The sequence below is a fragment of the Streptomyces rimosus subsp. rimosus genome, from assembly GCF_000720725.1.
In the GTDB taxonomy this organism is placed as follows: Bacteria; Actinomycetota; Actinomycetes; order Streptomycetales; family Streptomycetaceae; genus Streptomyces; species Streptomyces rimosus_A.
The window spans coordinates 1-13,478 of record NZ_JOCQ01000173.1 but is presented as its reverse complement, the minus strand read 5'-3'; the positions used below and the strand labels follow the sequence as shown (position 1 = coordinate 13,478).

The following is a 13,478-nucleotide window of genomic DNA, read 5'->3' as shown; positions in this document are numbered from 1 at the left end:
CGGGGGGGGGGACGTCCTCCGTTAGCGGGTCGGGGGCGGGGGGGGGCCGGGGGGGGGGGCCCTGCCAGTCGGCGTACCGGATACGGGAGATCTCCCGCACGCCGCCGGTCGTCCCCCACTCGTCCTTGCCCAGCCGGGACAGCGGCTTCAGCTTGTCGATCTCCGGGTGGCCGTCGACCATGACCTCCTCCGACACGACCGCGTGCACGACCCGGCCGAAGACGACGGTGGAATCACCGAACCGCACCGTGCTGTGCAGTTCGCATTCGAAGGCCACCGGCGAGTCCGCGACCCGCGGCGGCTTGACCCGCAGGCTCGGCTCGGCGGCCACGCCCACCTCGTCGAACTCGCTGATCCCGCGCGGGAAATCGGTCGCCGTCTCGTTGATCTGCCCGGCGAGCTGTTCCGGCGCGAAATTGACCACGAACTGCCCGGTCTCCTCGACGTTGCGGAGGGAATCCTTCCGGCCGACGGCCGAGAACTGCAGGATGGGCGGCGCGACGCAGGCGATGTTGAAGAACGAGTGCGGAGCGAGGTTGGCCACGCCCTCGGCGGAGACGGTGGACACCCAGGCGATGGGCCGCGGGACCACGGAAGCGGTGAGCAGCCGGTAGAAGCCCTGCCGGTCGAACTGTTCGGGATCGAAGTCGATACGCATGAAGATCAGTATCCATCCGTGCCGGGGCGCCGGGCCCGCGGGTGCGGCCCGGCGGCAACCTTCTCGCGCGCGGCGGCCACCAGAGGGAGAGCGGCCCGGCGGGCCCGTGCCCGGGGCGCCGCTCACCGTCCGTCCCCCACGAAAGGATCAACTGTCGTGAGCAGCACCGGTCGTCACCGCAGGACCCGCCCCCTGGCCATCGCCGCCGTCGCCGTGGCCGCCGGCGCGGGAGGGGCCTGGCTGGGGCTCGCCCCGGGCATGGCCGGCGCGGCCTCGCAGACCGTCGTCGTGTCGACCACCGCGGCCCTCCAGGACGCCGTCGCCCATGCCAAGGCCGGCACCACCATTCAGGTGCGCGGCGGTACGTACTACCCGGCGAAGAGCCTCAAGAGCGCCGCCGACGGCACGCCCGCGGCCCGTATCACCCTCACCGCGTACGGCAACGAGAAGGTGCGGATCGACGGGTCGAAGCTGCCCGCCGGTTCCTGGCTGGCCGGGATATCCGGTGATTACTGGACCGTCCAGAACCTCACGTTCCAGAAGTCCCCCGCCCATGGATTCGTCGCCACTTCCTCCACCGGCGGCGTCTTCAGGAACCTGGTCACCGCCGACAACGGCAACTCCGGCTTCACGCTGCGCGGCGAGGGCACCAACGACAACCTCGTACAGAATCTGGACAGCCACGGCAATTTCGACCCGGCCACGCACGGCCAGAACGCCGACGGCATCGCCGTGAAATTCGGTTCGGGCAAGGGCAACCGGATCACGGGGGCGCGGCTGTTCAACAACGCGGACGACGGGCTGGACCTGTGGAAGTTCGCCGGCCCGGTCACCATCGAGCACACCTGGGCGTACGGCAACGGCAAGAACCGCTGGAACGACCCGGCGTTCGAGGGCAACGGGAACGGCTTCAAGCTGGGCGGCGGCGGTACGGTCGCCGCGCACGTGGTGAACAACAACGCGGCCTGGGACAACACGCTCCACGGCTTCACCGAGAACAGCAACCCCGGCGCGACCGTGCTGACGCGCAACACGGCGTACGCCAACAAGAAGGAGGGCTTTTACTTCGCCACCGGCAAGGCCCGCCTGTCGAAGAACCTGGCCGTCGCCAACGGCGGCCGGCCGGCGAAGGTGGGCTCCGCCGCCGTGTCGAGCGGCAACACGTGGGACCGCGGGGTGGCGACGCCCACGTTCCGGTCGACGGACGCCCGTACCGCGTACGGCCAGCGCCGGGCGGACGGCTCGCTCCCGGTGACCACCTTCCTGACCACCGGTGCGCCCATCGGGTCGACCATGAACTGACCGGCGGACGGTGAGCGCGGGCGCGCCCCGATCACAGGCGCGCCCGCGTTTCCGGCCACGGCCGACTACACAGCCCCGACCAGCGCCGCCGCGAGCTCACCCGGCCGCGCCGCGAACGGGCTGTGGCTGCCCGGCAGCGTACGGACCGTGAAGGGGCGACCGGGCATGGCGCGATCGGCTTCGGTGATCATCAGGTCCTGGGTGGCGGGCGGCAGGGCCCGGTCGTCGGCGCAGCGCAGGAACACCCGGGGTATCCGGCCCCACCGCCGGGCGGTCACCTCCACCGGGGTCTCGACGACCGCAAGGGGCAGGTCGGGGCTCAGCGCCAGGCGCCAGCGGCTGAACCGGTCCGCGGGGGTGTCGCCGTAGTGGGTCTGCCGCAGCTCCTCGATGTACTCGGGGTCGGGGGACAGCGGGTTGATACGGATGGCGCCCAGCGCGGCCGGGTCGCCGAGCGGCAGGCCCCCGCCGAGCGCGCCGGCGTTCTCGGGCGCCGCGATGTAGTCGGCGAAGCGCGGCCGTCCGGCGGGCACGAAGGCGGAGAGGTAGACGATCCTGTCCACCAGTTCGGGAGCGCGCTCGGCCGCCAGCGACACAGGGCCACCGCCCGCACTGTGCGCGACGAGCACGACGGTACGGAAGTGGCGCACGCCGCGCAGCGTGGCCAGGACGGAGTCGGCGCACTCCGCCATGGTCAAGGCGGCGAGCTGCGACTTCTCGGTGGTCAGGGCGGGCTGGTCGGGTACGGCGTAGCCCGTGGGTACGGGCGCGTCGAAGCCGTGGCCCGGAAGGTCGACGGCGACGCTCGCGGCGCCGAGTGCGGCGAGCGCGCGCTGGGTGGCTCCCCACTGCCACGAGCTGTGCCAGGCGCCGTGGACGAAGACGAAGACCGTGGATGCGGGATCGATGTCGGACATGGCCCCAGCACACCCCCTCGCGACTCCCTCATCTACGCTGAGATCTGGGAAGCGGGCCGACGATACTTTTCGGATATCGCCACGCCGGCGCGGGCATCTCTCGTACGGAAGGAGCCGGTCATGGAGGCGCGGCATCTGCGGTACGCCCTCGCCCTCGCCGACCACCAGCACTTCGGCCGGGCGGCCGACGCGCTCGGGATCGCGCAGCCCCCGCTGTCCAAGCAGATCGCCGACCTGGAACGGGACGTCGGTGCCCGGCTGTTCGACCGTACGCGGCAGGGTGTCTTCCCGACGGCCGCGGGCACGGCGTTCCTCGACCGGGCCCGGCGGGCCCTGGCGGAGATGGCGTCGGCCGTGACCGACGCGCAGCGCGCCGCCCGCGGCGAGACGGGCAGGCTGCGGCTGGGGTTCATCGCCTCGGCCCTGCTCGACCCGCTCCCCGGAGTGCTCGGGCGATTCGGACGGGAACGCCCCGAAGTGCGGCTGGAGCTGCACGAGATGGCGACCAACCGGAGCACCGCCGCGTTGCTCGCCGGTGAGCTGGACGTGGCCATCGGGCTGGGGGCGCCGCGCGGTCCCGGGGCGGAGCGCCTGGTGTCCGTGACCGTCGGGCGCGATCAGCTGACCGCCGTCGTCGGCACGGCGCATCCGTACGCGGGCCGTCCTTCGGTGAGCGTGGCGCAGTTGCGGCAGCAGCATCTGATCGTGGCGTCCTGTGAGGACGAACCCGCGATCGCCACCGGGCTGCGCACCCTGCTGGGCGAGGACTCGGAGGCCTGGCGCGGCGCCACGGTCGCGCGGGACGTGCACACGATCATCGGCCTCGCCGTGTCCGGCGTGGGCGTCGGGCTGGGGCCCTCGCGTATGACGGCGGTCCCGCGCAAGGGCGCCTGGTTCTGCCGGGTGACCCCGCCGGCCCGCCTGCCCGACCTGGTCCTGTCGTTCGCCGCGCACGACCGCTCCCCCGTGCTGGCCGCGTTCCTGGACACCGTCCGCGCGAGCTGCCCGGAGGTCGGTGCGGCGCTGTCCGCAGCCGGACGTTAGCGGCCCGTTAGCCGATCGACAGTGCCGGCGGCCAAGGTGGGTCGCGTACGAGCAAGGAAGTACGGGATGCACGTTCCCGCCCACTGCCGCACAGATTGGACCGAGAGTGGTGGATGCCGCGACCGGTTACGTATCGAGCCGTGCGTACGGGGCAGGCGGGTGGGTGCATCACTGATCGTTCTCCCCGGTGGTCCGGGGAGAGAGGAGTTGATCGACCATGCGTGGTCTGCGTACCGCTGCCGCCGTTGCCGCCGCCGTGGCGCTCGCCGCCGGAGCGGGTACGGGTGTCGCCTCCGCCGCCGGAGCCGCGCCGGCGGGTGCCGGGGCGTGCCAGCCGGGGACGCTCAAAGCCACCACCACGGACGCGGGCGGGAGCCAGTACGGGATGAACCACGCGGGCACGTACCTGCGGGTGCAGAACACCGGCAAGACCACCTGCGCGATATCCGGCTACCCCGGCCTGGCGTTGGAGGGCGCCGGGCACACGGCGCTGAAGACCACGGCGCGGCACGGTGACACGTACTTCGCCAAGGACCCGGGCGCCCACCGGGTGACGCTGAAGCCGGGCGGGAGCGCCTACGCCGACCTGGTGTGGACGCACACCGGCGCGGGCACCGCGCACGCCAAGTACCTCCAGATCTCGCCGACGGGCAGCAACTCGCACAGCGTCGTCCCGTTCGATCAGGAGGTGGACAACGGCACGCTGTCCGTGACCGCTTGGTCCGCGAAGCTGCCCACTTCCTGAGGCAGCCTCCTCGGGCAGCCCGGACCGTACGGGTACGCAGGCCCGGCATCCGTCAGCGGATGCCGGGCCTCGTCCACTTCTCGTTCACAATCTTGTTCACAAAATCGACCGCCGACCGATCATAAATCGCTGACAAACAACCGCATTTCGTCAAACCCCATGTGAAATCCTTGTTGAAGACCTGACAAGGACGGTCAGGTGATGGCACTCTCCTCTCGATTCACTCCTGCACCACCGGGCGGCCCGACAGGGCCCGTCCTCCCCCTCATCCGGGCCGCAACCGTACGGCCCGCGCTAGGAGACTGAGTTGAGACGCATGACCCCCACCCCCCGCAAGCACGCCCTCCGCGCCGCCGCCCTGGTCGCCTCCGCCGCCATGGTCGCGGTCGCCTTCCAGACCGGATCGGCGACCGCCCAGCCCGACGCCGCGACCGGCGCCCTCGCGCTGTCCGGCCAGCAGCGCGTCACCGCGATCAAGAGCGCCCAGGCGGACGCCGCCGTCACCGCGCAGAAGATCGGTCTCGGCGGCCAGGAGAAGCTGCTCGTCCGCGACGTCATCAAGGACGCGGACGGCACGGTGCACACGCGTTATGAGCGCACCTACGAGGGCCTGCCGGTCCTCGGCGGGGACCTGGTCGTACACGAGAAGAAGAACGGCGCGCGTTCGGTCGACAAGGCGACGCAGGCCGAGATAGCCGTGCCCAGCACGGACGCCGCGCAGCCGGCCGCCGCCGCCGAGAAGAGCGCGCTGTCCGCCTCCGCCGCCGAGAAGAACACCAGGGCCGCGGCCAAGAACGCGCCGCGCAAGGTGATCTGGGCCGCCTCCGGCAAGCCGGTCCTCGCGTACGAGACCGTGGTCACCGGCGTCCAGAAGGACGGCACACCCAGCGAGCTGCACGTCGTCACCGACGCGAAGACCGGCAAGAAGCTCTTCCAGGACGAGACGATCGAGACCGGCACGGGCACCAGCTCGTACAGCGGCACCGTCCCGCTCACCACCACCAAGAGCGGCAGCACCTACAACCTCACCGACGGCGCCCGCGGCGGCCACAAGACGTACGACCTGCGTCAGGGCACGTCCGGCACCGGCACGCTCTTCACCGACGCGGACGACAAGTGGGGCGGCGGCCGCCAGACCGCAGCCGTCGACGCGCACTACGGTGCGGCGGTGACCTGGGACTACTACAAGAACGTGCACGGCCGCAGCGGCATCCGCAACGACGGCAAGGCCGCGTACTCCCGCGTGCACTACGGCAACAGCTACGTCAACGCGTTCTGGCAGGACTCCTGCTTCTGCATGACGTACGGCGACGGCCAGAACAACAGCAACCCGCTGACCGCGCTGGACGTGGCCGCCCACGAGATGAGCCACGGCGTCACCGCCGCCACCGCCAAGCTCAACTACAGCGGCGAGTCCGGCGGCCTGAACGAGGCGACGTCCGACATCTTCGGCACGGCGGCCGAGTTCTACGCCAACAACGCGGTCGATAAGGGCGACTACCTCATCGGCGAGAAGATCGACATCAACGGTGACGGCACCCCGCTGCGCTACATGGACAAGCCCTCGAAGGACGGCGCGTCCAAGGACTACTGGTCCTCGTCGCTGGGCGGCGTCGACGTGCACTACTCCTCGGGCCCGGCCAACCACTGGTTCTACCTGGTGTCCGAGGGCAGCGGCACGAAGACGATCAACGGCGTGACCTACAACAGCCCGACCTACGACAACTCGAAGGTCACCGGCATCGGCCGCGCCAAGGCCGAGAAGATCTGGTACCGCGCGCTGACCACGTACTTCACCTCCACCACGAAGTACGCGGGCGCCCGCACCGGCACGCTGAAGGCCGCCGCCGACCTGTACGGCGCCAACAGCACCGAGTACAAGACGGTCGCTGCCGCCTGGACCGGCATCAACGTGAAGTAGGCGTCCTCGGACGCAGGCCTCCGGCGCGCCCCGTCGTCGTCAACGGCCGCGCCGCACCACCGCACGGCTCCGCCCCGCCGGGTCTCCCGGCGGGGCGGAGCGCGTCACGGCGCCGGGGCCGCGCCCAGGTCACCACACCGGGATGAGGGCCCCGCTCTCCGCGTCCGGCCGCGGGCCGAAGATGCGCCGCTCCGCCGCGCTGATCCGTACGTCATTGATGCTCGCCTCCCGGCGCCGCATCAGCCCTTCACCGGTGAACTCCCACAGCTCGTTGCCGTAGCTGCGCCACCACTGGCCGTCCGCGTCGCGGCACTCGTACTGGAAGCGCACCGCGATCCGGTCGTCCTGGTAGGCCCACAGTTCCTTGCGCAGGGCGTAGTCGCGCTCCCGCGCCCACTTGTCGCGGAGGAAGGCCGTGATCTCGGCGCGGCCGGTGAGGAAGGTGTCCCGGTTCCGCCAGACCGAGTCCTCGGTGTAGGCGAGCGCGACGTGTTCGGGATCGCAGGTGTTCCAGGCGTCCTCGGCGGCCCGGACCTTCTTCAGCGCGGCCTCCCGGTCGAACGGCGGGAGCGGGGGACGTGGTGCCATGACGGCCTCCTTGCAGGGGGAACCACACGGAGAACGTGCGTTCTCCGCGCTGTCCGCTACTCTAGAGAACGATCGTTCTCAGGGAAAGCGGGAGGCGCTGTGCAGCAGGAAGAAGCCCGGGTACGGCTGCTGGACGCCGCCGAGGAGCTGTTCTACGCACGGGGCATACAAGCCGTGGGCATGGACGAGATCCGCGGCGCGTCGGGCGTGTCGCTGAAGCGGCTGTACCAGTCCTTCCCCTCCAAACACGAGCTGGTGGAGGCGTATCTGCGGCACCGCGACGAACGCTGGCGCACCTCCCTCGCCGGATATGTCGACACGCACGCGGCCACGCCGCGGGACGCGCCGGCCGCCGTCTTCGACTGGCTGCACACCTGGTTCACCGAGCCCGGCTTCCGCGGCTGCGCGTTCATCAACGCGTACGGGGAACTGGGCGCCGTGTCGGAAGGCGTGGCCCGCGCCGCGCGCGACCACAAAGACGCCGTGCACGCCTACCTCGCCGGTCTCGTACGGAAGCTGCCCGCCGGCACCCCGCAAGCACTGGCCGGACAGCTGGCGCTGCTGCTCGACGGCGCGATCACCACGGCCACGATCAGCGGCGATCCGGACACGGCGCTGCGGGCCCGCGAGGCTGCCGTGGCGCTGGTGGCGGCGGCGATTCCGGGTGAAACGGGGAACGGCTGAGGATTCCGGAGGGCGCAGCGGGTAATGCGCCGGTGAGCGCTTGCGGAATACCGGGCCGTCGCCCGCGTATCCGGAATCGGGCACGTAGCCGGACGGTCCGCCGCATGCGTCGCGTCCACACGGCTGCGTGAATTCTCCGGCGCTTCACACGCGAATTCCGCGTTCCTCTTGTCCACGCCGCCGCCCACCCGTCGGCGAATCGGCTCCGGAGCGGATGAGCTTGGTGGCCGGGCCGGGGCAGCGGCCGGCCGAGGTCGCCGGCGCACTGCCGGAAGGCTCCCCGTCGGAGCCGCACGCCCATATCAGGGCGCGGTAACGGCACCGTTCAAGGCCTTATGGGTGGTCGTTACACAACCGCCGGATTGCCGCAACAGAAAAGAGCCAACATCATGTTCGCGTGGGCCCGACGGCCCGCGCTCCTGTAAGCCACCGACTGGAAACACTGTGCCTTTTCCCCGCCCACGGCCGCCGCTCCCCGGACAGGCGCGGGTCTGGCTGCCGGCCCTCGCCGGGGCGACGGCGGTTTCTCTGGTCGGCGGCTGTACCGGGACCGGCGAAGCGCGCAGCGCCGGGCCGGCGCCGGCCGTCTCGGCCCCCGCGCAGCTGTGGGACGAGCCCCCGCTGCCGCCCCGGCCCGCGGACGGCAAGGGGAGCACGGACACCAGGCCCGCGCCGCTGCACGGGGTACCCGACGTGCCGTCGGGGGACATCCGCCGGGCGTCGTGGCTGAACATCGTCAAGGCGCAGACCCGTGCGGGCGGTGACGGGCACACCGGGCCGCAGTTCGGCCAGGGCACCCTGCGGGAGATCCGCCGCTGCACCGCCGACCGGCGGCAGCAGGCGAAGTGCCCCGTACGGGCCCCCCGCTACCGGGACCTCAACGGCGACGGGAAGGACGAGCTGATCGTCGGCATAGCGGAGGGTACGGACGATCTGCTGGCCATATGGGTCTTCACGGTCCGCGACAAGAAAGTCACCCGCATCATGGACGCCGCCGCCCGGCCGCTGTCCGTCGAGGTGACCGGCCAGGACGTCATCCTCCGGGAGCCCAGCGACTCGGCCGGGTACGAGATGCGCACGGTCTACTCCTGGGACGAGCGCGCGCAGGCCATGGAGCTGCGGGCGATGGAGTTCGACCCGCGGCGGCCCGGCGTTCCGGGCCGCACCGCGCCCGCGCGCCCGAGGGCCACGCGATGAGCGCCCGTACGGCCCGGGACCGCGCGCGCCGGCGGCTGCGCCTGCCGTCCTGGACGGCGACGCTGCGCTGGAAGGCCGTCCTGTTCATCATGGTCATGTGCTGCTTCCTGGCCGCGGTGCTCGGCATCCTGGTCCACGTCCTGGTCAGCCGGCAGACGGAGGAGCAAGCCAGGGACGCCGCGCTGGTACGCCTGGACTCGGTCGTCACGTCGTACGTAGCCGGGGAGCCGCTCGGCCGCGACGCGCGCCTGAACCCGCCGGAGCTGCCGCCCGCCCTGCGCGACATGGCGCGGCGGGGCGAGCGCGGCACCCAGCTCGGGCAGCGGAACGGCCGCCCGACCATGTGGGCGGTCGCACCGGCCGACGGCAAGGCGCTGGCCGTCGGCCAGGACTACAGCCAGCGGGCGGCCGTGATCAGCGGCCTGGACCAGGCCATCATCGGGTCCGCGGCCGTCGCGATCACGCTGACCCTCGTGGTCGGCCTGTACGCCACCCGGAGCGTCACCCGGCGTCTGCACCGCACCGCGCTGGTGGCCCGCCGCATCAGCACCGGTGACCTCGACGCCCGGGTGGACGACCCCCGCGCGCGGCGGCCCGAGTACGCCCGGGACGAGACCGCCGCCGTGGCCGCCGCGCTCGACGCGATGGCCGCGAGCCTGCAGAGCAAGCTGCACAGCGAGCAGCGGTTCACCGCCGATGTCGCCCATGAGCTGCGCACCCCGCTCACCGGACTGCACGCGGCCGCCGAGCTGCTGCCGCCGGGGCGGCCCACCGAGATGGTCCAGGAGCGCGTGCAGGCCATGCGCCGGCTGACCGAGGACCTGCTGGAGATCTCCCGGCTGGACGCGGAGGTGGAGCGCGCCGACCTCGACGTGCACCGGCTCGGGCCGCTGGCCGAGCGCGCCGTGCGGGCCTCCGGGCTGGAGGCCGAGGTGCGGGTGGCGCGGGACTGCGAGGTGGAGACCGACCAGCGCAGGCTGGAGCGGGTTCTGGGCAACCTCGTCGTCAACGCGCACAAGCACGGCCGTCCGCCGGTGGTCCTGACCGTGGACGGGCCGGTCGTCACGGTGCGCGACCACGGCGACGGCTACCCCGACGAGCTGCTCGCCGAGGGCCCGCAGCGCTTCCGCAGCCGCCCGAAGAACGGCCGGAAGGACGGCGGGCACGGGCTCGGGCTGACGATCGCCGTCGGGCAGGCGCGCGTCCTCGGTACGACCCTGCGCTTCTCGAACGCCCCGGACGGCGGTGCCGTCGCCGAACTCACCGTCCGCCCGCCGCGCACGGACCGGCGCGCCGCGGACGGCGGCCCGGCGGCGGAGGACACGGACGGCGCCCGGGCGGCGGAGGACGGTGGCGACGAGCCCGCATCCCGGGACACCACGGCCTCGTAACGGCCGCCACGCCCCCGTGACGACCTGCCGGCACACCTCCCTCGTACCCGCCGTACGACGCATGCCGTACCGCCCGCACACCGCCGGACGGCGGCCTGCCGCACCGGCATTGTCCGGAAAGCCGCGACGCCCGCTCCGCTGAGCTGCGCCGTCATCTTCCGGACAATTCCCGGTCGGCAGCCTCCCTTGTCCGTCCCGCCTCAGGGGGCCAGCATCGGCGCGGACGTCCCGCCCCGCCCGCAGTTCCAAGGCCCGCCCCCCCGGTGCGTTCGCCCCCTTTCCCGCCCCCCCCCCCCCCCCCCGCGCCGCGCGCGCCCCGGCGCGCGGCGCCCCGCCGACGCCCGCGCCGCCGCTGGGAGTTGTGGCGCTCCCCCGACGGGCAGCCCCCGTGGGCGCGCCCCGCCCTGCTCGGCGTCGCCGCGCTGGCCGGACTGCTGTACGCGTGGAACCTCACCAGCAGCGGCCTGGCGCCGTTCTACTCGACCGCCGCCCGCAGCATGACCGAGAGCTGGAAGGCGTTCCTCTTCACCACCTTCGACTCCGCCGCCACCGTCACCCTCGACAAGATCGGCGGCTTCCTGTGGCCGCAGGCCCTCTCCGCCCGCCTCTTCGGCTTCCACGACTGGGCGCTGACCCTGCCGCAGTGCATCGAGGGCGTCATCTCCGTCCTGGTCATGTACCGCGTCGTACGCCGCTGGCAGGGCGCCGCGGCCGGACTCCTGGCAGCCGGACTCTTCACCCTCACCCCCGTGGCCGCCTCCATGTTCGGCCACGCGATCCCCGACGCGGCCCTGATCATGTGCCTGGTGCTGGCGGTCGATCAGTACCAGCGGGCCGTGCGGGGCGGCCGGCTCGGAGCGCTGCTGCTGGCCGGGGTCTGGGTGGGGCTGGGCTTCCAGGCCAAGATGATGCAGGCGTGGCTGATCGTGCCCGCGCTCGCCGTGGGGTACCTGCTCGCGGCGCCGGTCACGCTCCGCAGGCGGCTCGGCCACCTGCTGACCGCCGGGGTGGTCATGGTCGCGGTGTCGCTGTCCTGGGTGCTGCTGATGACGTTCACACCCAAGGACGTCCGTCCGCGGGTGGGCGGCACCTCGGGCGACAGTGCCTTCTCCATGGTCTTCTACTACAACGGGTTCGGCCGGCTCGGGCAGTCGGGCAACGCGGCCGGCAACACCTTCAGCACGGACGGGGCCGCGAAGTCCGGTGGCGGCGGCGCCGCGCAGAGCGGCAAGCGCGGCGGCATCACGGCTTCGGACCCGGAGAACAACCCCGCGCACAAGCTGGTCGGCGAACGCCTGGTGCGGCAGATCGGCTGGCTCTACCCGCTCGCCCTGATCAGCCTCGTCTTCGGCCTGTTCCGCAGCCGCGGGCGGCCCCGTACGGACCGGACGCGCGCCGGTTACGTGATGTGGGGCACCTGGCTGCTGACCACGGCGGCGGTGCTGAGCGTCGCACCCGTACCGCACACGGCGTACGTGGCGGGTCTGGCACCCGCGCTCGCGGCCCTGAGCGCGGCCGGGGCCGTCGCACTGTGGCGCGCCCACCGCGCGGACGGCGGCAGCCGCGCCGCCCGCCTCGTCCTCCCCGCAGCCGTCGCTGCGCAGGCGTCCTGGGCCGGCTATCTCGTGGCCGGACAGGCGGACTTCGCGCCGTGGCTGACGCCGCTCGTCGCGGCGGCCGGACTGCTCGCAGTCGTGGCCCTCGGAGGCGCGACGCTCGCCCGCCGGCTCCGGGCACGCCGCCGCCCGCTCGGCGCCCTCGGTCTCGCCGCCGCCTGTCTGGCCCTGCTCGCCGCTCCGGCGACCTGGTCGCTGTCCGTACTGGACAAGCGGTACGGCGGGTCCTCGTTCGACGCCCATGCGGGGCCGTTCGGCTCCGAGCCGCAGGGCACCTTCAAACTCCACCGGACACCCCGGTAGCCCGCCTCGGCCTCGCCGACCGCCGGGCCGCACCCCGGCACATCCGCACACATCCCCTGACACCGCATCACCTTGTACGCTGGGCCCCAGTTCACGCCGGGTACGCAGACGCCCGTCGCGGGGCCCAGCCAGGGGGCGATGTGCAGCACCTCGGACCGATCACCGGCCAGGAACGGCTGCGCGACCGGGCCGCCCACGCCCTGCGCGCTGCCCTGATCGCCGGTGAACTCCGGCCCGGCACCGTGTACTCCGCCCCCGCGCTCGCCGCCGGGTTCGGGATCTCGGCGACGCCCGTACGGGAGGCCATGCTCGACCTCGCGCGCGAGGGACTGGTCGAGCCGGTGCGCAACAAGGGCTTCCGGGTCACCGAGGTGAGCGAGCGCGACCTGGACCAGTTCGCGGAGATACGGGCCCTGATCGAAGTGCCGACCGTGGGCCGGGTGGCCCGCACCGCCTCCCGCGAGCAGCTGGCGGCGCTCCGCCCGCTCGCCGAGCAGATCGTCGCCGCCGCGCGGGCCCACGACCTCATCGGCTACCTGGAGGCCGACCGCCGCTTCCACCTGGACCTGCTCGCCCTCTCCGGTAACGCGCGCCTCGTGGAGACCGTAGGCGACCTGCGCAAACGCTCCCGCCTGTACGGCCTGACCGGCCTCGACAAGCGCGGCGAGCTGCTGCCGTCGGCGCAGGAGCACCTGGAGCTGCTGGACCTGGCGCTGGCGGGCGACGCCGAGGGGGCCGAGGCGTGCATGGCGCGGCATCTCGGGCACGTGAGGTCGCTGTGGGCGCGTACGGTGCCGGGGCGGTGAAGCGGCCGGGCGCGGGTTCACACCCCTGAACAGCCCAAGCACCGAAAGCCGCATCCGACGGGTTGTCAGTGCAATGTCACATTACTAGGTTACGGGGATCGCCGCGGTCTGCCGGGCCAGCAACTGCCCTTCACAGCGCGGTAGTTGATGCCGCGCGGCACAGCACATGCCCCCACACCCTCTACCCAGGAGCAGCCGGTGTTTCCGTTACGCACTGTGCGCAAGGGTCTGCTGAGTGCCGTTCTTTCGGTGGGCCTCCTCCTTCCCGCGGCGCAGGCCGCCCACGGCGCGGCGCCCGGCCGGCCC

12 protein-coding genes are annotated in these 13,478 nt (G+C 72.5%); 9 read left to right on the top strand and 3 right to left on the bottom strand.

All coding sequences use genetic code 11. The features are described from left to right. The coding region (locus tag IH45_RS0141430; protein WP_234440884.1) for a flavin reductase family protein at window positions 1–658 on the bottom strand (658 nt) is incomplete at its 3' end. 156 nt (window positions 659–814) lie between these two features. Here IH45_RS0141430 and IH45_RS0141425 point away from each other — a divergent pair. Beyond that, window positions 815–1,960, top strand: coding sequence for a right-handed parallel beta-helix repeat-containing protein (locus IH45_RS0141425; protein WP_030681842.1), 1,146 nt, complete (start codon window positions 815–817; stop codon window positions 1,958–1,960). 65 nt (window positions 1,961–2,025) lie between these two features. On the opposite strand, the gene IH45_RS0141420 is transcribed toward IH45_RS0141425, so the two are convergent. Next, complete coding sequence (locus IH45_RS0141420; protein ID WP_030681839.1) at window positions 2,026–2,877, bottom strand: alpha/beta fold hydrolase; 852 nt, start codon at window positions 2,875–2,877, stop codon at window positions 2,026–2,028. 120 nt (window positions 2,878–2,997) lie between these two features. Between IH45_RS0141420 and IH45_RS0141415 the strand changes: the two genes are divergently transcribed. The 3 genes from IH45_RS0141415 to IH45_RS0141405 all read left to right on the top strand — a co-directional run bounded on the left by IH45_RS0141415 (window position 2,998) and on the right by IH45_RS0141405 (window position 6,587). Further along, window positions 2,998–3,921 carry a LysR family transcriptional regulator gene (locus tag IH45_RS0141415; protein WP_030681836.1) on the top strand — a complete coding sequence of 308 codons (924 nt, stop codon included), beginning with the start codon at window positions 2,998–3,000 and terminating at the stop codon, window positions 3,919–3,921. Window positions 3,922–4,138: 217 nt separating this feature from the next. Continuing rightward, window positions 4,139–4,666, top strand: coding sequence for a DUF4232 domain-containing protein (locus tag IH45_RS0141410; RefSeq protein WP_030681833.1), 528 nt, complete (start codon window positions 4,139–4,141; stop codon window positions 4,664–4,666). Window positions 4,667–4,982: 316 nt separating this feature from the next. Then, window positions 4,983–6,587 carry a M4 family metallopeptidase gene (locus tag IH45_RS0141405; protein WP_030681830.1) on the top strand — a complete coding sequence of 535 codons (1,605 nt, stop codon included), beginning with the start codon at window positions 4,983–4,985 and terminating at the stop codon, window positions 6,585–6,587. A gap of 129 nt (window positions 6,588–6,716) precedes the next feature. Here the strand turns inward: IH45_RS0141405 and IH45_RS0141400 are convergent, their stop codons facing one another. Beyond that, a complete protein-coding gene (locus tag IH45_RS0141400; RefSeq protein WP_030681827.1) occupies window positions 6,717–7,175 on the bottom strand; it encodes a nuclear transport factor 2 family protein in 459 nt (152 codons plus the stop codon). A gap of 99 nt (window positions 7,176–7,274) precedes the next feature. Here IH45_RS0141400 and IH45_RS0141395 point away from each other — a divergent pair, with 99 nt between their 5' ends. From IH45_RS0141395 to IH45_RS0141375, 5 genes are all read left to right on the top strand, one after another. Beyond that, the gene (locus tag IH45_RS0141395) at window positions 7,275–7,859 is read left to right on the top strand and encodes a TetR/AcrR family transcriptional regulator (protein ID WP_030681826.1); all 585 of its coding nucleotides are present in this window, start codon (window positions 7,275–7,277) and stop codon (window positions 7,857–7,859) included. 444 nt (window positions 7,860–8,303) lie between these two features. Next, window positions 8,304–9,056 carry a hypothetical protein gene (locus tag IH45_RS0141390; RefSeq protein WP_234440883.1) on the top strand — a complete coding sequence of 251 codons (753 nt, stop codon included), beginning with the start codon at window positions 8,304–8,306 and terminating at the stop codon, window positions 9,054–9,056. After that, window positions 9,053–10,447, top strand: a complete 1,395-nt coding sequence (locus tag IH45_RS0141385; RefSeq protein WP_030681820.1) for a sensor histidine kinase — start codon at window positions 9,053–9,055, stop codon at window positions 10,445–10,447. The genes IH45_RS0141390 and IH45_RS0141385 overlap by 4 nt, the downstream gene beginning before the upstream one ends. A 359-nt stretch (window positions 10,448–10,806) precedes the next feature. Continuing rightward, window positions 10,807–12,366: an ArnT family glycosyltransferase gene (locus IH45_RS0141380; RefSeq protein WP_050515562.1), complete on the top strand. Its 1,560-nt coding sequence runs from the start codon at window positions 10,807–10,809 to the stop codon at window positions 12,364–12,366. 140 nt (window positions 12,367–12,506) lie between these two features. After that, window positions 12,507–13,172, top strand: a complete 666-nt coding sequence (locus tag IH45_RS0141375; RefSeq protein ID WP_030681814.1) for a GntR family transcriptional regulator — start codon at window positions 12,507–12,509, stop codon at window positions 13,170–13,172. Window positions 13,173–13,478 lie beyond the last annotated feature (306 nt).